Source organism: Microbacterium sp. F51-2R, from assembly GCF_052180235.1.
In the GTDB taxonomy this organism is placed as follows: Bacteria; Actinomycetota; Actinomycetes; order Actinomycetales; family Microbacteriaceae; genus Microbacterium.
The window spans coordinates 2,204,964-2,224,276 of the sequence record NZ_CP197470.1; the positions used below are offsets into that span (position 1 = coordinate 2,204,964).

16 protein-coding genes are annotated in these 19,313 nt (G+C 66.5%); 8 read left to right on the forward strand and 8 right to left on the reverse strand.

The genetic code is table 11. The annotated features are described in order from the left end of the window. Positions 1 to 5: 5 nt before the first annotated feature. Complete coding sequence (locus ACSBPH_RS09810) at positions 6 to 1,034, reverse strand: sugar ABC transporter substrate-binding protein (RefSeq protein ID WP_442574161.1); 1,029 nt, start codon at positions 1,032 to 1,034, stop codon at positions 6 to 8. A gap of 65 nt (positions 1,035 to 1,099) precedes the next feature. Further along, positions 1,100 to 2,287 (reverse strand): ROK family transcriptional regulator, encoded by a 1,188-nt coding sequence (locus ACSBPH_RS09815; RefSeq protein WP_442574162.1) that lies wholly within the window; start codon positions 2,285 to 2,287, stop codon positions 1,100 to 1,102. A 123-nt stretch (positions 2,288 to 2,410) separates the two neighbouring features. On the opposite strand from ACSBPH_RS09815, the gene ACSBPH_RS09820 reads away from it, so the two are divergent. The 3 genes from ACSBPH_RS09820 to ACSBPH_RS09830 all read left to right on the forward strand — a co-directional run bounded on the left by ACSBPH_RS09820 (position 2,411) and on the right by ACSBPH_RS09830 (position 10,689). Next, on the forward strand, positions 2,411 to 3,253 hold the full coding sequence (locus ACSBPH_RS09820) for an exodeoxyribonuclease III (protein ID WP_442574163.1): 843 nt from the start codon (positions 2,411 to 2,413) through the stop codon (positions 3,251 to 3,253). 493 nt (positions 3,254 to 3,746) lie between these two features. Beyond that, positions 3,747 to 5,813: a KAP family P-loop NTPase fold protein gene (locus ACSBPH_RS09825; protein ID WP_442574164.1), complete on the forward strand. Its 2,067-nt coding sequence runs from the start codon at positions 3,747 to 3,749 to the stop codon at positions 5,811 to 5,813. Between the two features lie 403 nt (positions 5,814 to 6,216). Next, a complete protein-coding gene (locus tag ACSBPH_RS09830) occupies positions 6,217 to 10,689 on the forward strand; it encodes a hypothetical protein (protein WP_442574165.1) in 4,473 nt (1,490 codons plus the stop codon). Positions 10,690 to 10,941: 252 nt separating this feature from the next. On the opposite strand, the gene ACSBPH_RS09835 is transcribed toward ACSBPH_RS09830, so the two are convergent. After that, the gene (locus ACSBPH_RS09835; RefSeq protein ID WP_442574166.1) at positions 10,942 to 11,217 is read right to left on the reverse strand and encodes a hypothetical protein; all 276 of its coding nucleotides are present in this window, start codon (positions 11,215 to 11,217) and stop codon (positions 10,942 to 10,944) included. A gap of 149 nt (positions 11,218 to 11,366) precedes the next feature. Between ACSBPH_RS09835 and ACSBPH_RS09840 the strand changes: the two genes are divergently transcribed. Both ACSBPH_RS09840 and ACSBPH_RS09845 read left to right on the forward strand, forming a co-directional pair. Then, positions 11,367 to 11,792, forward strand: coding sequence for a hypothetical protein (locus ACSBPH_RS09840; RefSeq protein ID WP_442574167.1), 426 nt, complete (start codon positions 11,367 to 11,369; stop codon positions 11,790 to 11,792). Positions 11,793 to 12,013: 221 nt separating this feature from the next. Further along, positions 12,014 to 12,424: a VOC family protein gene (locus ACSBPH_RS09845; RefSeq protein ID WP_442574168.1), complete on the forward strand. Its 411-nt coding sequence runs from the start codon at positions 12,014 to 12,016 to the stop codon at positions 12,422 to 12,424. A gap of 1 nt (position 12,425) precedes the next feature. Here ACSBPH_RS09845 and ACSBPH_RS09850 read toward each other — a convergent pair whose 3' ends face one another. Next, positions 12,426 to 12,650: a hypothetical protein gene (locus tag ACSBPH_RS09850; protein ID WP_442574169.1), complete on the reverse strand. Its 225-nt coding sequence runs from the start codon at positions 12,648 to 12,650 to the stop codon at positions 12,426 to 12,428. A 527-nt stretch (positions 12,651 to 13,177) separates the two neighbouring features. Here ACSBPH_RS09850 and ACSBPH_RS09855 point away from each other — a divergent pair. Continuing rightward, positions 13,178 to 14,920, forward strand: coding sequence for a hypothetical protein (locus ACSBPH_RS09855; RefSeq protein WP_442574170.1), 1,743 nt, complete (start codon positions 13,178 to 13,180; stop codon positions 14,918 to 14,920). Between the two features lie 32 nt (positions 14,921 to 14,952). Here the strand turns inward: ACSBPH_RS09855 and ACSBPH_RS09860 are convergent, their stop codons facing one another. The 4 genes from ACSBPH_RS09860 to ACSBPH_RS09875 all read right to left on the reverse strand — a co-directional run bounded on the left by ACSBPH_RS09860 (position 14,953) and on the right by ACSBPH_RS09875 (position 17,156). Then, positions 14,953 to 15,225: a hypothetical protein gene (locus ACSBPH_RS09860; protein ID WP_442574171.1), complete on the reverse strand. Its 273-nt coding sequence runs from the start codon at positions 15,223 to 15,225 to the stop codon at positions 14,953 to 14,955. Positions 15,226 to 15,330: 105 nt separating this feature from the next. After that, positions 15,331 to 15,984, reverse strand: coding sequence for a dihydrofolate reductase family protein (locus tag ACSBPH_RS09865; RefSeq protein ID WP_442574172.1), 654 nt, complete (start codon positions 15,982 to 15,984; stop codon positions 15,331 to 15,333). A 21-nt stretch (positions 15,985 to 16,005) separates the two neighbouring features. Continuing rightward, complete coding sequence (locus ACSBPH_RS09870; protein ID WP_442574173.1) at positions 16,006 to 16,713, reverse strand: winged helix-turn-helix transcriptional regulator; 708 nt, start codon at positions 16,711 to 16,713, stop codon at positions 16,006 to 16,008. A 2-nt stretch (positions 16,714 to 16,715) separates the two neighbouring features. Continuing rightward, on the reverse strand, positions 16,716 to 17,156 hold the full coding sequence (locus ACSBPH_RS09875; RefSeq protein WP_442574174.1) for a VOC family protein: 441 nt from the start codon (positions 17,154 to 17,156) through the stop codon (positions 16,716 to 16,718). A gap of 173 nt (positions 17,157 to 17,329) precedes the next feature. Between ACSBPH_RS09875 and ACSBPH_RS09880 the strand changes: the two genes are divergently transcribed. Further along, positions 17,330 to 18,598 (forward strand): sensor histidine kinase, encoded by a 1,269-nt coding sequence (locus ACSBPH_RS09880; protein WP_442574175.1) that lies wholly within the window; start codon positions 17,330 to 17,332, stop codon positions 18,596 to 18,598. A gap of 44 nt (positions 18,599 to 18,642) precedes the next feature. Further along, complete coding sequence (locus ACSBPH_RS09885) at positions 18,643 to 19,287, forward strand: response regulator (protein WP_442577282.1); 645 nt, start codon at positions 18,643 to 18,645, stop codon at positions 19,285 to 19,287. Positions 19,288 to 19,313: the final 26 nt, after the last annotated feature.

Genomic DNA, 19,313 nt, shown 5'->3' on the forward strand with positions numbered 1-19,313 from the left:
GTGACCTACAGGATGCCAGCCGCGCGGCACGCGTCGGCGTAGTCGGGGGTGCAGATGTCGTCGATCTTCCAGAAGCCGTCGGCGACGACGGTCTGCAGGATGTTGTCCTTCGTCACGGCGACCGGCTGCAGGAGCGTCGTCGGGACGCCGTCGATGTCCATCGGGGCCGTCACCGTCCCGCCGCGCAGCAGCGTCACGGCGACCTCGGCGGCGAGCTCGGCCTGCGGCTTGATGGCCTTGTAGACGGTCATGTACTGATCGCCCGTGACGATCCGCTGCAGCGCCGAGAGCTCGGCATCCTGTCCCGTCACGATCGGGATGGGCTCGACGGCGGCCGCGCGCAGCGCCGAGATCGCGCCTCCGGCCGTGCCGTCGTTGGCGGCGTAGACGCCGGCGATCTGGTCGCCGTACTGCGCGATCTGGCCGGCGACCCACTCCTGCGCCTTGTCGGGGCTCCAGTCGGGAGTGTCGTATTCGGCGAGGATCCGCAGGCCGCTGGCGTCGATGACCGAATCGGCGCCGTCGCGGAAGAGCGTCGCGTTGCTGTCGGTGGGCGATCCGTTGACCATCAGGATGCCGCCGCCCGCGTCGCCGCGTTGGTCGAGCGCGTCGACGAGTGCCGTGGCCTGCAGGACGCCCACCTTCTCGTTGTCGAAGGAGACGTAGTACGCCACGTCGCCGCCCGCGATGAGCCGGTCGTACGAGACGACCGGGACGTTCTGCGCCCTCGCCTCGGCGACGATGCTCGTGGCGGCCTTGGTGTCCACCGCGTCGAGCACGAGCACCTCGGCGCCCGCCGCGAGGGCCGACTCCGCCTGCTGCTGCTGCTTCGCGGCGTCCTGATCGGCGTTGGAGTAGAGCACGTCGAAGTCGCCGAGCTCGGCCACGCGCTTCTCGAAGAACGGCCGGTCGAAGGTCTCGTAGCGCGCCGTCTTGGCGTCGGGGAGGAGGAGGGCGATCGTGCCGTCCTGGGCGGGCCCCTGACCCGTGCACGCGGCGAGCGCCGTCGCGGCCAGTGCCAGCACGACGGCCATGGCTCCCCCGCGCACGGGCGTGCTCCAGGGTCGTCGCCGGGGCCGCGGCATCCGTCGTCCCGGACTCATGCCGAGACGGGAATGACTTCGGCGTCCACGGTGACGTGGTCGAGCGCGATCGCGATCGCGCCGCGCGTCTCGGCCCACTCGCCGAACGAGGCGCCGACGATCTCGGGCAGCCCGCCCGCCGAGGCGAGGGCCGTGCGCTCGAGCGAGTGCCGCATCGGCGCCATGAGGATCTCGCCGGCCTGCGCGAGCTCGCCGCCGACGACGATGAGCTCGGGGTCGAAGAGGTTGCACAGGCTCGCCGCGGCGATGCCGATGTGGCGTCCTGCATCGGCGATGACCCGGCGTGAGCTGCCGTCGCCGTCCTCGGCGGCCTGCAGGAGGTCGCTCACGCGCTGCATGCCCGCGTTCGGCGGGAAGAGCGAGAGCAGCGCGGGACCGCCCGCGTACGTCTCGAGGCAGCCGCGGTTGCTGCAGCGGCAGATGGGGCCGTTCTCGTCGATCGTGACGTGCCCGATCTGGCCCGCCTTGCCGTTGACGCCGCGGAAGAGGTCTCCGCCGACGATGAGGCCTGCGCTGATCGTGTGGCCGACGCGGATGAAGACGGATGACGAGGCCGACCGCCCGCTCCCCTCGCGCGCTTCGGCGAGACCGCCGAGGTTCGCCTCGCTGTCGACGTAGGCGGGGCGCCCGATGCGCTCGGTGAGGCTCGCGGCGACGTCGACGCCCTCCCATCCGCGCAGGAGCCCCGGCGTCGAGACCATGCCGGTGCGCGGGTCGATCGGCGCCGGCAGGGCCAGGCCGACGGCGAGGAGGTCGCTGACCGTGCCGCCGAGCGACTCCATGAGCTCGCTCAGGAGGATCGCGAGCCGGTCGAGCTGCGCGTCGTGGCGGTGGTCGAGGGGGAGCGGGAGCGAGGTCTGGCTGACGACCGTGCGCGTGACGTCGGCGATCGCGATGTGGAGCTGGCGCGAGGTGTAGTGCACGCCCGCGACGAGTCCGAGCTGCCGGGCGAGCGAGACGAGGGTCGCGCGGCGGCCGTTGCTCGAGGTGATCGAGGTGTGCAGGAGCCCGGCGGCGGTCAGCTCCTTGACGATGTTCGACACCGTCGCCGGGGAGAGGCCCGTGCTGCCGGCGAGCTCGACCTGAGTGAGGCGGCCGTGGCGTTTGAGCGACTCGACGAGGCGCGCGCGATTGGCCTCGCGGAGCGAGCTCTGCGAGCCGGGAGGAGACGTGCGGCGCACCACAGGCACATCGTACCCGAGGCGTTTTCGGCCCGGTCGGGCCGCGGATCACGATCCGGGAACGCGGGCGGATGCCTCGACAAGGGTCTCCGGGCGACGTCGTCCGGCCGCTCTAGGCTTGACCCCATGCGTCTGGCCACCTGGAACGTGAACTCCATCCGCGCGCGCGTCGAGCGGATCGTCGACTTCGCCGTGCGCGAGAGCATCGATGTGCTGGCGATGCAGGAGATCAAGTGCAAGGCCGAGCAGTTCCCCTTCGACGCGTTCCACGACGCGGGGTACCACGTCGAGGCGCACGGCTTCTCGCAGTGGAACGGCGTCGCGATCGCCAGCCGCGAGCCGCTCACCGACGTGGAGCGGCAGTTTCCCGGCATGCCGGGCTTCGACAAGGGCCGCTTCGGCACCGACATCGCGCCCGAGGCCCGCGCCATCGGTGCGACCGTCGGCGGCGTGCGGGTGTGGAGCTTGTACGTGCCCAACGGGCGTGCGCTCGGCGACCCGCACTACGACTACAAGCTCGACTGGCTGGCTGCCCTCGAGGAGTACACGCGCACGAGCCTCGAGGCAGATCCCGACCTCCCCCTCGCGCTCGTCGGCGACTTCAACATCGCGCCGACGGATGCCGACAACGGCGACCCCGCGGTCGTCGTCGGCTTCTCGACCCACGTCTCGCACCCCGAGCGTGCGGCGTTCGCCGCCCTGGAGGCGGCGGGGCTCTCCGACGCCGTACGGCCGTTCGTGCCGACGGGCTTCACGTACTGGGACTACAAGCGCCTGCGCTTCCCGCGCAACGAGGGCATGCGGATCGACTTCATCCTCGGCTCGCACGCCCTGACCGACGCCGTCGCCGGCGCCTCCATCCATCGCGAGGAGCGCAAGGGCGAGGCCCCGAGCGACCACGTGCCCGTGGTCGTCGACCTCGATCTCGCCGGCGATGACGATGACGATGATCGTCCGATGATCTTCTGACCGGCCCGCGGCTCCCGCACAACCTCATCCCGGGGGTTCGGTGGCCGGGCCGCGGTGGATCGCAAGCACCGCGCGCTCTCGGATAGGTCGCCCTTTTCGACCACCTTCTCGCGATCGGGTCTATCGCAGCGCAGGTGCCTGAAGCGCCCGGATAGGCCACCGCATACGAGCATGCGCGCGGGCGGGGTAACCGGGCATGGCGAGCGAAAGCGCCGGTGCAGCTCGTGGTGATTGCAGACGTGCACGGAAGACGACCGGCTTGCGTGCGGTCTTGCGTGGACGCTTGATCGCCGCCGCTCCTACGCGCCGCATTCTCGGCGTAACTCGTTCGGCTTCGCTCAGATACCTTGAGGTCGCCGCACTCGTCACGCCCACCCTGCGGTATCAGCGGGGCCGACCGAGCCATACGCCGGCTCGTGTACGAGCGCCGCCTTCGCGGTTCGGACGCGAGGCGATTTGCAGGTGCGTCCTTGCCCGCGGCTACGTTGGTCGAGTGACGACGAACGCTATTTGGTCCGACGAACCGATCAAGACCGCGGACGAAGATCGCTTCGCGCGGACACGCTTCGCGAGACTCGTCGCAGGAACAATTGACCAAGTCCCGGTAGGGGCGCCGAGTACGGTGTTTGGCCTGGTTGGGCCATGGGGAAGCGGCAAGTCTTCGATCGCCGCGCTCATCGCGCAGAACTTGCCCAGCTCTTGGATTGTGCAACCCTTCACCCCATGGGCAGCATCCGGCATTGCGGGACTACAACTGGAGTTCGTCGCAGCGCTGGACAGCGCTCTTGGAGGGTCGCGCGCCGAGGAGCAGGTCGCGCGAGCCGCACTCCGGCGGTACGTGAAATGGGCGAAGCCCCTCCTTGCCGCTGTCCCCGTCGTCGGCGACGCGCTAGCTGAGTCAGCGACGACGGCAGCAGACGACTTTGCCGAACGCCGTCCGTGGTCGAGCGAGTTCGACGAGATGGCGAAGTCGCTCACCGACATGGGAAAGCGCGTGCTGATCGTTTGTGACGACATCGACCGACTTGACTCATCCGAATTGCTGGAGTTTCTGAAGGTGGTGCGCCTCCTTGGACGCTTTCCGAACGTGCACTACCTCGTTGCGTACGACGGTGACACCGTCGAAGACCTTCTTGTCTCCCAAGGGATCGCTGGTCGCGCGGCGTCGTTCATGGAAAAGATCGTCCAGCACCCATTCGAGTTGCCCGCTATTGACCAGGCGACGCGCTTCCAACACATCTCATCGGCACTGTGGGCAACCATCGAGGCGCACGGCACGCGTCTCGACGACACCGGGGTGAATCGTCTGCGCGACCTCGCAGACGCCCTAACCGTGGGGCTTGCAACACCGCGGCAGATCGCTCGCTTTGAGCAGCACCTGAGAGTGCTCGCCGAAATGGTTCCCGGGGAGGTCGACCTCCTAGACTTCGCCGCGATTGCGTTCCTCCGCCTCAACCACCACGACGTATATCTGGCCCTGCCTGGTTGGTCGCCCACGCTAAGGCGTGGGCTCCGCGAGGCGGGCAAGGACGACATCAGCCGATTGAGCGAGTCGGAGTGGCTCACCAGGGTCGAGGAGACGTCTCGTCGAGCGGACACGTCCGGCGTGTGGGCAACTCTCCAGTTCCTATTTCCAGGTTTGACCTCTTCGATGAGGTCGCCCCTGCACGACAAGGCCTTTGCAGACGTCGCCTACAGCGAGCGCTACTTCAGCCTCGGCGTCGCGTCCAACGACGTTTCCGATGTACTGATCGAGCGCGTGGTGGCATCTTTGGTGCTCGATCGTCGTGACGAAACTGCAGAGAACGAACTGACCCGCCTACTGCGAGAGGCGCACCCCTCGGTCGCTCGACTCGCCGTCCGCAAGGCGAGAACGCAACGCCAGCGCGAGAAGGCGCATGGGCATTCGGTTGCGCAGCTTGTTGCGTATCTCACCGACCGGTGGCGCGATGCGAAACCGACCGCTGGCTCGACCGACTCACCAGCGCAGGACTTATTTGAATGGCTAGCGGACGAAATTGTCGTGGCGTACGCGAGCGGTGAGGTTGATCGTGGCCGAATCCTCGATGAGTTTGGCGAAGAAGCTGCTCTCGGACTATTGCTCGAGGTGAGCGCGCCGCTCAGTGCAAAGCGCGACGAGACGATCAACCGCATGCTTGAAGACTTCGCGGCGTTCTTCTCTGCACAGATCGCGGCTCCAGGTGCCGCCGCGCTTGAACCGCTTGGGTACCTTCGCCTGAAATTGTCCTTGATTGGCCGAGCGCTTGGCGATGATGCGATGCGCGGCATCCTCGACGAAAAGGTAGACGGGAACCCGGAGTCGTTTGAGGCTGCTGCGATCGCGATGGTCAGGATCAGAAGCTGGCACAACGGTACGGACGTGCGTCCCGAACTCGAGTTCGATCATCAAGCCTGGCGCACCAGCGTCTCCGAGGAAGTTAGGCAGCGGATGCTGCCTTCTCTACCCACCGATCTCGGCGGCGAGGACGTGGACATGGAAGACGTTTCACCTGAGAATCAGCGACGCGTCGGTATCGAATCGGCAAGGCTAAGCGGGTAGCGGCACGCATCCGTCCGTCACCCGACCTAGTGAACGACCCGGGCCAGAGCGAACACGACCCGGACTCGACTCGCCGTTGAGCCAAACGCCCAGAATCCCGACGTCACGCTCAGCGATCCCATTGGGTCGTCGCATCTCTCATAGATGCATTCTGCCCTTCAGCACCTCACGTGGCGTGAAGCCAAGGCTACGCGAGACTCGAACTCGATGCGATCTCGTTCGGCGTAGCGACCCACGATCGCATCGGCCCATCGTAGTCGCGTTCGTTCCCACGCAGTTCAATCGAACACGTCATTAGTCTAGGAGCGTCGAACACGCTTAGCCTGCGATACCGGGCTCTCCAAGTAGGGTGACGGAAAGCGGTCAGGTCCTGACCAGATGGGTGCATTGGCGGCGGAGGATGATGCGAAGCCCGAACGCCGGTGGTGGTGTCGCCGACAAGCTGGGCAACCGGTACGAACTCGCCTGGGCCGTGCACTATGCGTTGCGCTGCATCCAAGATGAGCGCTGCAGTCTCACTCTCGAGGATCTTGATCCCGAGCTGGCGGATGGCTCTGAGTTTACATTCGTTGATGAACACGGCGCTGTGTCGGTTACTCAGGTGAAGAGGCAGCACAGTATCAACGATCATTGGACGGTTTCGGCTCTGCGGAGTCGGGGTGTGTTCGCCGCGGCGGCTCGGCACGTCGCAGCAGGCCGCGATTATCACTTCAGTTCGATGACCCCTTGCGGACCGCTGCGCGTTCTAAGTGAGTGGACGCGACAATCCGACGACGTCGACCAATTCTTGACCCTGCAGCTCACGAAAACTTTGAGTCCAGTCTTCGACGAGCTTTCCGCTCCGCACCTGTTCGGTAACGCAGAACGGGCCTGGCAAGTCCTGCGTGGCATGTGGTTCGAAGTTGAGGATGAACAGCAACTCGTCAAGACCAACGCCGTGCTCGCCAGCACCGTCCTGGAGGGCGCGGCCGAGACGCTCATGCCTCTCGCGGTCGGGGCAGTCCTTCTTCAGAATCTTCGTCGGCGTCTGACGAGGCGGGAGTTGCTCGACGCCCTCGCCGAGCATGGGATCTTCGCTCGCGATGTATCGGCGAAGCGAACTGCGCACGAGGAGATTGACGCCACGACCGAGAGTTGGCGGAGAACGGTGCAGCGGGAGTTACTATCGCCGCCTATCTCGCGCACAGAGTCTGCTGAGCTTGTTGAGCTGCTGCGCACCACCCGTCTGGCGCTCGTGGTGGGGGCAGCGGGTGGAGGTAAGACCTCGGTTGCCTATCAGGCCACAGGCGATCTGCAGGCAAATGGCGCCGAGGTGCTGGCCTTCCGCCTCGACCGCCGCGGATCGTTTAGCTCGACCGCAGAGTTGGGTCGGCAGCTAGGGCTAAGCGCCTCGCCGATTGCGGCGCTGCGGATGGCCGCGGACGGCCGCGATGCCATTCTCGTCGTGGATCAACTTGATGCTGTTTCACTCGCGTCGGGCAGACTATCTGAGCGTTACGACGTGATCGCCGACCTGATTGACGAGGCGATGGCCGTTGACGGAGTCAGTGTCATCCTCGTTTGCCGTCTCTTCGATGTGGAGAATGACCACCGGATCCGCAAGCTTGACGCTCGGAAGGATGTTCAGCGGCTGAATGTCAAACCGCTGCCAGACGAAGTCGTAGCGGAGGCTGTACGCGCGATGGGCCTGGACCCAGAGGCTCTCACACTGCCGCAGCGAGAACTGCTTCGAACGCCGCTCAACCTCGTCTTGCTCGAAACCGTTGCAACTCAACCCGCTGCGCTTAGCTTCACATCAAGGGGCTCGCTATTTGAAGCGTTCTGGGACCGAAAACGCCAAACTGTTCGAAGCTCGCATCCGGAAGTCCGCTTCAGCGATGTCTTGGCGCGTGTCGCGAACGCCGCGAGTGACCAGCAGAGCTTGTCGATCGACGTTGAGGTTCTCGACGGCGACGATTACATCAACGATGCGCACGTGCTGGCATCCGAGCAGGTTCTGGCCATCGACGGCGGCCGCGTCTCCTTCTTCCACGAGGCGTTCTTCGACTACACCTTCGCCCGTCAGTGGCTATCGAGGCAGCAGTCGATGGTGGAGTTCCTATGCGCCCAGGAGCAGGAGCTTTTCCGCCGAGCTCAAGTCCGGCAGATCCTCGAACTGCTGCGCGAACGCGATGAGTCCCGCTGGCGCTCCGAGATCCAGGCGGTGCTTAGTCATCACGCGATCCGCTACCACATCAAAGAGACGGTCATCAGTGTCCTCGCCAACACTGGCGCACCGACCGGCACGGACCTCGACCTCGTCCTGCACATTGCGGCCACCCAACCCGCTCTGGCATCTCGCCTGTGGCAGCAAATCGCTCGACCGAGCTGGTTCCGCTCGGTGTATAGCCGCGGCCTCGTCGAGGCGTGGCTAGACAGCACGGATCCGGCGGAACGCGAGCGAGGCGTTGCGTTCTTGTCCAACGGTGGCCCAGATCATTCAGAAATCGTCATCGGAGTCCTCAATGCGCGCATCGAGGCTCCCGACCACGCGCGGTGGCTTCAGCAGGTCGTACAGCGAACCGATCTGTATCAAGATCGACCTCTATTCGAGCTTCTTCTCGATGCGGTGAGGCGCGGCGAGATCAGTCCAGAGGGCGACAACTTGTGGCTGTCGGCGCATGATCTCGCGAACCGGGAGCCACTTTGGGCGATAGAGCTGCTGCGTGCGAGTTTCGCCGAGAGCCCGTCGGCATTACTCATCGGGGGAGACGGAAAGATTAACCTGCTTGGCAGCCGCGAGTATGGCGTGATCGAACTCATCAAGAAGTCTAGCAATTCGGAGCCGCGTGCCTTCGTTGAGGCGATGGTTCCGTATCTCCTTGACGTCATGCGAGAGACCGCAGTGGAACCCATCCTCGGAGGACTGGTTCACGACCCCCATTTCGGTTTCCGCTTTGTGTCGGGGGTGGGGGCGGATGACGTCGACGATGTGCTGTACGACTGCGCCGGTCAAGCCCTCGCGAGCTGGGCGAAGAGTGATGCCATCGCGGTCGAGCCCTGGCTGCAGACTCTGGCCGCGTCACCCTACGACGCGGCGCAAGCGCTCCTCTTCCGCGCCCTTGTCGCCGGCGCTGCGAACTTCACCGAGTGGGCGGCGGAGCTAATTCTTCAGGGCGGAACTCGGTTGGAGAGCGGCTACTCGTCGGACAGCCACTGGCTCTCTCGGGAGGTCGTCGAAGCCGTCGCGCCTCTACTCTCAGACGAACTTCACGCTCGCCTCGAAGATCTGGTGCGCGACTTCCGCAATCCCTACGAACATGGGGTCTCGTTCGGTTACACCGCGTTCAAGTTCCTCACTGCACTGGACCGGGAGCGTCTGAGCGATACCGGAAAAAGACGCCTGGCGGAGTATCAGCGAAAGTTCGGAGAAGCCTCACCGCCTCCACCGACCGGCATCATCAGTTACACGGTCGGCCCCCCGATCGGCGCGACGGCGGCGGACAAAATGACCGACACGCAATGGCTGCGTGCCATGACGAAGCACGACAAGGACGACCGCGACTATCGCCGCGAGCGTGACCCGTCGCTGGGCGGCGCCCGCGAACTGTCGCACGTGCTGAAGGAGCGCACGGCTGACGATCCGCTCAGATTCGCCCGACTCGCCCTGCACATGACAGCCGAAACAAATCCGGCCTACCCCAGTGCATTGCTCTGGGGGTTTGGCGAGGCGACAATCCCGAGCGTCGCCCTCCCCGCGGTGTTCGACGCCATCCGGCACATCATGAGCCTCGGACAGACTGACTGTGATCGCTGGCTCGGCTGGTCCTTGCGGCGCGTCCTCGATGACACCCCCCTCGATCTTGTTGAGTTGGTGATGGATCGCGCGCTGCACGCGCCTCACCCACAAGACAACTCGCCGATTGTGACGCGTCGAGACGGCAAGCGGCATGGACGCAACCTCCGTCAGGATGGCATCAATACCGCAAGGGGATCTCTCGCGGAGGAACTGGGCGATCTCCTGGTCGGCGATGCGCGTGGCGACCGCACCGCAGTCGTCGCCCCGCACCTCATCACGCTCGCTAGCGACCCGGTCCTGAGCGTTCGATCCTGCGTCGCGCACACCATCGCTGCTTGCCTCCGCCACGCACGATCGACGGCCTACGCGGCATTCCATCGACTGATCGAGAGTGAGGACGCGCTTCTCGCGTCAGAGCCAGTTCGCAACCTCATGCTCTACATCGGCAACGCGAACCCAGAGCTAATCGACCCTGTGATTGACCGGATGCTCCTCTCCAGCGACGGGGACGTGAGGAACGCAGGCGGAAGCATGGCTGCTTTCGCAGCACTTCAGTGGGAACGGCCGCAGTTGATTGAGCGAGCACTCGACGGGGCCGTCGACATCAGGACGGGCGCCGCAACCGTTTGCAGTTCCAGAATCGATCGAGCGGCGAACTCAGAGCTCAACTTTGCTGCCTTGCGCCAACTCATGTACGACCCTGACGAGGAAGTGCGAAAGGCCGTCGGTGAGCTGGCCATCCATCTCAGAGGCGAGAGCCTCCGACCATTCGCCAGCTTGCTTGAAGACCTGATTGCATCACCGAGCTACGTCCACGCGACCCCGCAACTGCTGATCGTCCTACAAGAGTCCCCGGATAAGGTCGACGACCTCACGGATCTGGCCGCGCATCGCTTTCTCGACCTATTCGGAAGCGAGATCGCGGATTTGCGTACGGCGGCGGCCGGCGAGGCGCATTACATCTCAGACCTTGTGATTCGGGGCCTAGCTCAAGCCGACGACGGCGAACGTGTTTCAGCTCTGCTCGATATCATCGACCGGCTGCTGCAACTTGGCGTCTACGGATTTGAGCGAACCCTCGAGCACGCAGAACGGTAGCGGTGTCGTTGCACTCACCGATGGCTCTGACTACGGTTCATCGGCGAGGTATGCCTGCATGCCGCACCAATCGGTGACCCAGCAACCACCCTCGTCCGTGAAGCCCACTTGGAGTCGAATCGAACGATCGCAAATCGGATCGTGAGCTCCCTGACGCGTTCGCGACCTCCCCCCTCCGGGCAACGCACGCAAGGGGATCGGCAATCGAGTTGTACAGGAAGAAGCCAGGTTCCGGCTACGGAGCTTGTACGCTCATGAACGGTGCACTCGGCCGTTCGAGTCGACCGAGAGAATCACGATCTCCTTCTTGCGGTTTAGAGCGCGGTAGATCACGTAGATGAGCCACAGTCCACCGGTCAGCAGGACCAGCACGGTGTTCCAGAACCAGCCCATCCGGCGAACCTTCGCCAGGACAGCTTGGCCATCCGCATTCGACTCCACGGTGTAGCCATCTCGGGCATAGCGCGCCACTTCGGCGTTGAGCGCGGACGCACGCGCGTGGTCGTCAAGTGGGACAGGAGTTGTCATGACACCGAGCGTAGCCCCCAGTAGAGCGCCCAAGACCCGAGGGCACATGCAGTCGGGGCGCTTCGCGCGTGACGCCAGGTCTGGACCGTCGATGGTCACACGCGCTCGCAGACCGACCCGCATTCGGACACCTTCGCTAGATTCGCGTGATGGGCAATTCTCGTGTCGCAGCGTTCGTGGTAGTCGCCCTCGCGCTGTCCGGCGCGTTGGCGGGTTGTTCACTCGATTCCCTCGTCTGGGGAGCGGACGGGGCACGCGTGATCCAGACAACGGAGGAACTCATCGACGCCCTGGCTGGCGACATCCCGACCGATCTCATCTGCCCGGACTCCGCGGCGGACCTCGGTGAACCAAGTGACTGGGTAGGCCGGTCAGCAGGCGAGCCGGAGCACTTCGTCGCAGACTATTGGGACAAGCAGGCGCCGCTCGATCCTCAATGGAATATCAACCTCGAGGGTCTGCCCGCGGGTGTGAGGCCCGGCTCCACCTTTCCAGGCGACGTCTTCTACCGAGAAACCCCCGACGGCCTTTGCGTCATCGACGTCGTGTGGTCAACCCTCGTAGCCGAGGGCTGACACCCGTCTGCTAACGAAGGCCGGAGCGGGGCGCTCCGCAGCTTCCGCTGCCTAACCCCCGCGCGTACGTAGAGCGACCGGCTTTCGCGCCATCTGAAGCGGGGGTTGGATCGCTACCGTCGGCGCGTACGCGGTTAGGCGCTGCATTCAGCGTTGCTTCGCCGATCACGATCGATGCCGGTTGGCTCCCTCGCGCGGGATGAGCCCTCTAGCATCGGCCCATGACCACTCGACTGAACCCCTACCTCAGTTTCGCGGGTGATGCCTCGGCCGCCCTGGCGTTCTACCAGGACGTGTTCGGCGGCGATCTCACGATCAATCACTTCGGCGACTTCGGCACCGACGACCACGGCATAGGCGACCAGGTCATGCACGGCCAGCTGGAAACAACGTCTGGCCTCACGCTGATGGCCGCTGACATACTGCCCGGCGAGACGTTGCGGCCCGGAAACAACCTCGCGGTCAGCCTCGGCGGGGACGACACCGAGCAACTGCGCGGCTACTGGCAGGCGCTGTCGGACGGAGGGACCGTGACGGTCGAGCTGACCACCCAGCCGTGGGGCGACGAGTTCGGGATGTGCGTCGACCGGTTCGGGACCTCCTGGCTGGTCAACATCGCCGGGGGCGGCTGACCTACCCGATCCGCGCTGCGCCCGGTCCGGCGATGCCGCGGCCGGCGGCAGTCCCCTTGCGCTCGAACCTCGTCACCGGCCGCTCGGCCCAGCGATCGGCCACGCCACCTCGAAGGCCCGGCTCGGCATCGAGCACCCGCACCGTCTGCTCGGCGTAGTCGACCCAGTCGGTGGCCAGCCGCCAGACGCCCCCCGGACGGAGGCGACTCGCCGCGAGGGCCGCCATGGGTGGGGTGACCAGCCGGCCCTCCGATCGAGCGGATCGCGGCCGACGTACGTCGGATCCACCACCAGCTGCTCAGGCCCCCCAGGGAATGGGGTGCCGGCGGCCCGGCTGCGGGGCTCGCGCGGGGCCTGCGACGACGTGCTCGAGACAGGCGGCTTCAGACCCCGCCTACACCCTCGATTGGGATGAGCCCGCAAACCTCCCTTCAGCGTTCGCCGCCCGAGTGTGGATCGGTGTCGGGCAGCGCAAAGCGGGCCGCGCATCGGCGGGACGTGGCTGCCCACGATCCGCGGAGTCGACCAGGACGAGAACACGATAAGCCCGACGGCGATGGCAACGGCTGCGAAGAAGCCTCCGCCGGCGATCACCCCTTCCTTCCGTGCTCTTCCGTCATGAGCTGACTCTTCTGATCAGCATCGGCGGCTGATCGGCGCCGCCCTGTCGCAGTCCTCATCTGTACGCTCCTCTTGCTGATTCGTAATCACGCGAGCAAACTGAGCCGGTCAATGGGACCGCGGGGGCTCGGTATGAAGACTGTCAAGGGGGCTGTTCTTCGGGTTCGGCACGATGTGCTGGCGACGGATCTGACGCCGACCGAGCCCACCGACCAGGACTTTGAGGCGCTGTTCAACAGCGACGAATGGTCCATTTCCAGCTTTTGGCGGCAAAGTTCCCATGGCGAACTCGACCTTCAATTCACCTTGATGCCGTGGATTTCGGTTCCCCTGACCTCAATTACGGGCACCCCTGCGCGGGCCGGCCAGGCGCAGCTGGCTATTGACGCCCTCAGAGCCCAGGAGGGAACGAGTGTTCTCGACGGCTATGGGTTTCTCGTGGTCGTGTATTGGCCGGGTGTCTGGAACGGGGGCATGAGCTCGACCGCCAATGGCTCTGCCTCGGCCAGTGGCTTTGGCTTTTCCCTGGTAGCCGGAGCTTTGAATACACGGACCTTCGTTCAGCACGAGGTAGGTCACCCATTGGGCTTCCCCGACGGCATCGGATTGAGCACTGGGGTGGGTGAAGAAGGACGCCGCTACGGAGACCCCTACGACATCATGTCGGCCGAAACTTTCGCCGGTCGGAGTTCGACCTGGACGATCGAACCTGCCATTCCGAACTGGCCGGCTGCGATGAGTGTCTCGGGACCTCGAGCCTCACGAGCAGCGTTCCTCGCTCGAATGCCGGAAGCACTGCGGCGGGGTGTTCTGCGGCGCGGGCTGCCAGCAGCGGGCGAGACCGTCGATGGTCTGAGCCTCATCAACTCCAGTCGCGCCGCCGTCGCACCGACGAACGGGAATACCGTGGCCGTACTTCAGCAGGATCCCTCATCTCCCACATCCGAGGCCCTTTGCCTGGAGCTTCGCACTGCTGAGGGCTTCGACCGCGCGCTGACCGGTGAAGGCAACAGCCCGCCGGGTGGTCTTGTGATTCACCGCGTCGGCGCTGTCAGCGGGGTGGGCGGGCTCCTTCATCGCTACATCGCTACGATCCCCCTGAGCAGTGCCGATCGCGACGCCACGGTCCTCATCGACGGAACCACCTACACCGTCCGGATCAGCGATGTCGCGTCAGGCGCGGGTAGCGTCACGGTTTCCGTGCAGTACGGCACGGGCGAACCACTCGTCGCCGTCCGCGCAGTCGCCCGCGTCATCGACTACCTCGAACCACCGATCAACCTCGAAGAAACGCACGATGCCTGCGGTAACCCGGTGCGACGCGGTCTCTGGCAGACGGTCACCCACTCCACCTACCGGGTTGACGCACAAGGAATGGAATCGACGGCTCCGGACGGCCAGCTGTCGACCGAATGGCGGGTCGACGGCAAGGTGATCCTCGCACGTCCTACGCAAGTGCAAGTCCAGGCAGACGGGCTCCTCCATACCCTGCTCTGCAAAGCAGGGCCAGGTGAGCTTCACATCGACTCAACCCCGGGCGACGCCGTCACCGCCGCAGTGACCGTCACCGTCACCGACGCGACTGACCGAACGGCGTCGGCCGGCGCGGTCTTCCACGCGGACGGGGCATATCAAGGCGTCTACCCGCACGACCTCGAGATCATGGGGGGATGCCTCGACTCACTCATTCCCGTGGAGGTCGAACGCCCACCTTTCATCACCACGCTCGAGCATCCCGACTGGCTCGTCCGGCAACCATCGTCACACCAGTGGAGACAGCGCGCCATCCGTGACATCGAGCAAACACCTGGTCTGTCGCCCGAGATCGTCGAAACGCTGAGGCAGCACATCGACCTCCAACTGCCACTCGAATAGAACGGGCAGTCAAGGGCGGCAGGCGCAGCTGCTCAGGGCAGCTCGATGACGATGCGTCCCTCATCGAGCCCCTTGTCGCCGGGGCTCGGCGCGGGAGCCGGCATCTCGACCTGAGCCTCCCACTGCGCGTGCGCGTCTTCTGCTGACGGCCGCCACACGGCATCCAGCGCGGAACCGAGCCCGCCGCCGCTGATGCGCTTCTCCCATCGTCTAGAACGATCGCGATGGAGGAGCGGGACGAGCGCGACCACGGTTGCCGCTGCCACGACGATGATGGCAACGGCACTCACCACGCTCGCATCCACCAGGCAATTCTCCCACCGCCCATGTCCGGTGATCGGGGCCGCGCCACGGGCAGCCGCGCAGCGCATCGCATGAGTCGAGCGCGTCAGGGGCGGCTCCCGAGAGATTCAGACGCCGCGGCCCGGTTGCGTCATGTCGCCCGTCGTCGGCTTCCCCGCCGGGGCGTACCGCAGCGACACGGCCCCCGAGTCGCCCGTCACGGCCGGCGCGATGAGCCGCAGCGCCGTCGGCGCGACGCCGTCGGGGAAGACCTTCTTGCCCTGGCCGAGCACGATCGGGTACACCCACAGCACGAGCTCGTCGAACAGCTGCGCGTCGATGAGGGTGTGGGCGAGGTCCACGCTGCCGATCACATGGATCTCGCGGTGGCGGTCGCGCAGCGCGTCGACCTCGGCGAGCACGTCCGGTCCGAGCGGGGTCGTGCCGGCCCACTCGGGCTCGAGTGCACCGCGCGAGGCGACGTACTTGGGGACCGCGTTGAACTTCTCGGCGATGGGGTTGTCCTCGCCCCCGCGGTAGTTCGGCCAGTACGCGGCGAAGATGTCGTAGGTCCGTCGGCCGAGAAGGAGCGCATCGAGCCGTGAGATGCCCGCCATGATCTCGCGGCCGATCACCTCGTCGCGGAACGGCGCCTGCCATCCGCCGAACGGGAAGCCGCCCGAGGTGTCCTCGTCAGGTGCGCCGGGGGCCTGAGCGACACCGTCCAGCGTCGTGAAGAGGTCGATGAAGATCCGGCCGCGACCGGTGCTCTCGTTCGTCATGGGTTCATCCTCTTGGCAGGGTCACGCGGCCGCCAGGCCCTGCCGGTCGATGCGGAAGGTGGCCACGAAGCGGTCGAGCAGCCCGGCATCGCCCGCGACGACCGCCAGCACGTCCTGATCGATCGCGTCGCCCGGTGTCAGCTCGCCCGCGATGAGACGACGGATGCCGGGGCCAGCCGCGAAGACGAGCTCCGGCTCGCCGCCCGGCGCCTTGCGCGCGAGCGGGTCGACGGGGCGGCCGGCGGGCGCAAGCTGCGTGACGAAGAGGTCGGCGCCCTCGACCTGGACGCGCAGCACGATGTCTCCGACGTGCAGCTCGTAGATCGCGGGCGGCAGGCCGGCCGCGGCATCCGTCCGGAACGACGTCCGGAGCGCCATCGTGAGCGAGTCGGCCGTCACGACGTCGTCGGGACCGGGCTCGCCCATCGCCTGGAAGCCCCACCGCCCGAGCGCGAGGACGATGGGCTCCAGCATCCGTCCGTAATCCGTCAGCTCGTAGACCAGGCCGCAGTGCAGGAGCGGGACGCGCCGCACGACACCGCTCTCCTGTAGCTCTTTGAGCCGCGTCGAGAGGATGTTCGTGGGGATCTTGGGCAGCCCCTGCTTGAGATCGGTGTAACGGCGCGGGCCGACGAGCAGATCGCGGACGATGAGCAGTGCCCAGCGCTCGCCGATCAGCTCGACGGCCGACGTCACTCCGCAGTACTGCCCGTAGCTGCGGGAGGCCACTCTTACGCCTGGGCCTGCTCCGCCATGTAGGCCGCCGGGCCGTTGGCGACGGCCTCGGGCGCCATCCACATGAACTGGACGCCGTTGCCGTCGGGGTCGATGAGGTCGCGGGCGTACATGAAGCCGTAGTCCTGCGGGTCGCCGGGCGCCGTGCCGCCGTTCGCGACGCCGGCCTCGATCGTCTGGTCGACGGCGTCACGCGAGTCGCGGCTGATCGACAGCAGCACCTGCGCGTGGGTGCGGGGGTCGGCGAACTCCTTGTCGGTGAACGTCGAGAAGTACTCCTTCGTCAGGACCATGAAGTAGATGTCGTCGCTCCACACGATGCACGCCGCATTGTCGTCGGTGAAGTTCGGGTTGATGTCGCAGCCGAGCGCCGTGTAGTAGGCCTTGGCGCGGTCGAGGTCGCTCGTCGGGAAGTTGACGAAGATGTTCGTGGGCATGTCCTGCTCCTTGCCGGTGGGGCTCCGTTGCCGCCCGCCGCTCGGTGGGCTGGAGCCATGGTTGCAAAAAACAAGCACGCTTGTCAATAACAAGTCGTGCGCATCGCCGCCACCGATCACGCCTCCGTCTTGCGGGGGATGCCGCGGCCCACCCTCCGTCGTAGCGTGGAGGGATGTCCGCTCCCCCGCCCGCGGGACCGCTCCGGCGCCCCGCGCCGACCGCCCGCGATCGCCGCAACGACCTCTGGCTCGCCATCGGTCTCCTGCTGTGCGCGATCCTGAGCGCTGCGCTCGGCGCCGTCGCCGGCGTCTACGGCACCGACACGGCGAAGGGACTGGGCGGGGCGCTGCTGTACTCCTTCGCCCTCACGGCGCCGCTCGCGCTGCGCCGCCGGTACCCCGAGATCGTGGCCGTCACCGTCGCGGTCGTCTTCTTCGTCGGGGTGACCCTGCGGATCCCCGAGATCTACGTCGGCAACATCGCCGTCTTCATCGGCATGTACACGGTCGGCGCGTGGGTCGACGATCGCCGGCGGGCGATGTACGTGCGCGCCGGCATCATCGTCGGGATGTTCGTGTGGCTGCTCGTCACGACGTTCCAGTCGGCGACCGCGCCCACCGACGAGGGACTCTCGCGCGAAGGGCTCTTCTCGCCGTTCGTCGCGTTCATGCTCATCCAGTTCCTCGTCAACGCCGCGTTCTTCGGCGGCGCGTACTACATGGGCGACCGCGCCTACGCGTCGGCGATCGAGCGGGCGACGCTCGAGGAGCGCACGCGCGAGCTCGAGCGCGAGCGCGAGGTCACGGCGGCACAGGCGGTGGCCCTCGACCGCGTGAGGATCGCGCGGGAGCTGCACGACGTCGTCGCCCACCACGTCTCGGCGATGGGCGTGCAGGCCGGCGCCGCACGCGCCGTCATGGAGCGCGATCCGGCCTCGGCGCGCGAGGCGCTCCTCGGGGTCGAGGCATCCGCCCGCTCCGCGCTCGCCGAGCTGCGTCAGCTGCTCGAGACCCTCCGCACCCCCGCGGCCGACGCGCCGGCCGGCTCCATCCTGACCCTCGACGCGCTCGAGGAGCTCGTCGCCCACGCGTGCGCCACCGGCCTCCCGACGACCCTCACGATCGTCGGCGACCCCGCGCCCCTCCCCGATCTCGTGCAGGTCAACGCGTACCGCATCGTGCAGGAGGCGCTCACGAACGCGCGCCGCCATGCGGGGCCGGATGCCTCGGCCGAGGTGCGTCTGCGCTACGGCGTCGATGCGGTCGAGCTCGAGGTGACCGACACCGGCCGAAGCACCACGCCGCACCGGCCGGGGCTCGGCATCGTCGGGATGCGCGAGCGGGCCGCCGCATCGGGCGGCGTGATCGAGATCGGCCCGCGCTCGCGCGGCGGTTTCCTCGTGCGCCTCCGCGTTCCCCTCACGGAACGAGTGGAGGCGTGAGCGGCGCCCCGATCCGGGTGCTCCTCGTCGACGACCATGCCGTCATGCGCGCGGGCTTCCGCATGATCCTCGAGTCGGCGGGCGACATCGTCGTGGTGGGAGAAGCGGCGACCGGCACGGAGGCGGTGGCCGCGGCATCCGTTCTCCGCCCCGACGTCGTCTGCATGGACGTGCAGATGCCCGACATGGACGGGCTGGAGGCGACGCGGCGCATCGTCGCCGACCCCTCGATCGACGCGGCGGTCGTGGTCGTGACGACCTTCGACCGCGACGACTACCTGTTCGAGGCGCTCGCGGCGGGGGCGAGCGGGTTCCTCCTCAAGAACGCCGGGCCCGAAGAGCTCGTGAGCGCCGTGCGCGTCGCGGCGGCGGGCGACGCACTGCTCGCGCCGGAGGTCACGCGCCGCGTCATCGCGCGCTTCACGCAGACGCAGACGCAGCCCGCGGTCGTCGCGACGCCTCTCCCCGTCCGTCCGCCCGAGCCCGCGCGCATCGCCGTCGACCTCACCGAGCGCGAGGACGAGGTGCTGCGGCTCGTCGCGCAGGCGCTCAGCAACGCCGAGATCGCCTCGCGTTTGCACATCGGCGAGGCGACGGTGAAGACCCACGTCTCGAACGTGCTGCAGAAGCTCGGCGCCCGCGACAGGGTCGCCGCCGTCGTGTTCGCCCACCGCAACGGCCTCGTCTAGCGCTCGGGACCGCGTCAGCCGTCCCC

What these genes read in the sequence shown, in the direction of transcription:
- ACSBPH_RS09810 (WP_442574161.1), bottom strand. Translation starts at nt 1,034, where the DNA reads ATGGCCGTCGTGCTGGCACTGGCCGCGACGGCGCTCGCCGCGTGCACG.
- ACSBPH_RS09820 (WP_442574163.1), top strand. Translation starts at nt 2,411, where the DNA reads ATGCGTCTGGCCACCTGGAACGTGAACTCCATCCGCGCGCGCGTCGAG.
- ACSBPH_RS09830 (WP_442574165.1), top strand. Translation starts at nt 6,217, where the DNA reads ATGCGAAGCCCGAACGCCGGTGGTGGTGTCGCCGACAAGCTGGGCAAC.
- ACSBPH_RS09835 (WP_442574166.1), bottom strand. Translation starts at nt 11,217, where the DNA reads ATGACAACTCCTGTCCCACTTGACGACCACGCGCGTGCGTCCGCGCTC.
- ACSBPH_RS09840 (WP_442574167.1), top strand. Translation starts at nt 11,367, where the DNA reads ATGGGCAATTCTCGTGTCGCAGCGTTCGTGGTAGTCGCCCTCGCGCTG.
- ACSBPH_RS09845 (WP_442574168.1), top strand. Translation starts at nt 12,014, where the DNA reads ATGACCACTCGACTGAACCCCTACCTCAGTTTCGCGGGTGATGCCTCG.
- ACSBPH_RS09850 (WP_442574169.1), bottom strand. Translation starts at nt 12,650, where the DNA reads ATGGCGGCCCTCGCGGCGAGTCGCCTCCGTCCGGGGGGCGTCTGGCGG.
- ACSBPH_RS09855 (WP_442574170.1), top strand. Translation starts at nt 13,178, where the DNA reads ATGAAGACTGTCAAGGGGGCTGTTCTTCGGGTTCGGCACGATGTGCTG.
- ACSBPH_RS09865 (WP_442574172.1), bottom strand. Translation starts at nt 15,984, where the DNA reads ATGACGAACGAGAGCACCGGTCGCGGCCGGATCTTCATCGACCTCTTC.
- ACSBPH_RS09875 (WP_442574174.1), bottom strand. Translation starts at nt 17,156, where the DNA reads ATGCCCACGAACATCTTCGTCAACTTCCCGACGAGCGACCTCGACCGC.
- ACSBPH_RS09880 (WP_442574175.1), top strand. Translation starts at nt 17,330, where the DNA reads ATGTCCGCTCCCCCGCCCGCGGGACCGCTCCGGCGCCCCGCGCCGACC.
- ACSBPH_RS09885 (WP_442577282.1), top strand. Translation starts at nt 18,643, where the DNA reads ATGCGCGCGGGCTTCCGCATGATCCTCGAGTCGGCGGGCGACATCGTC.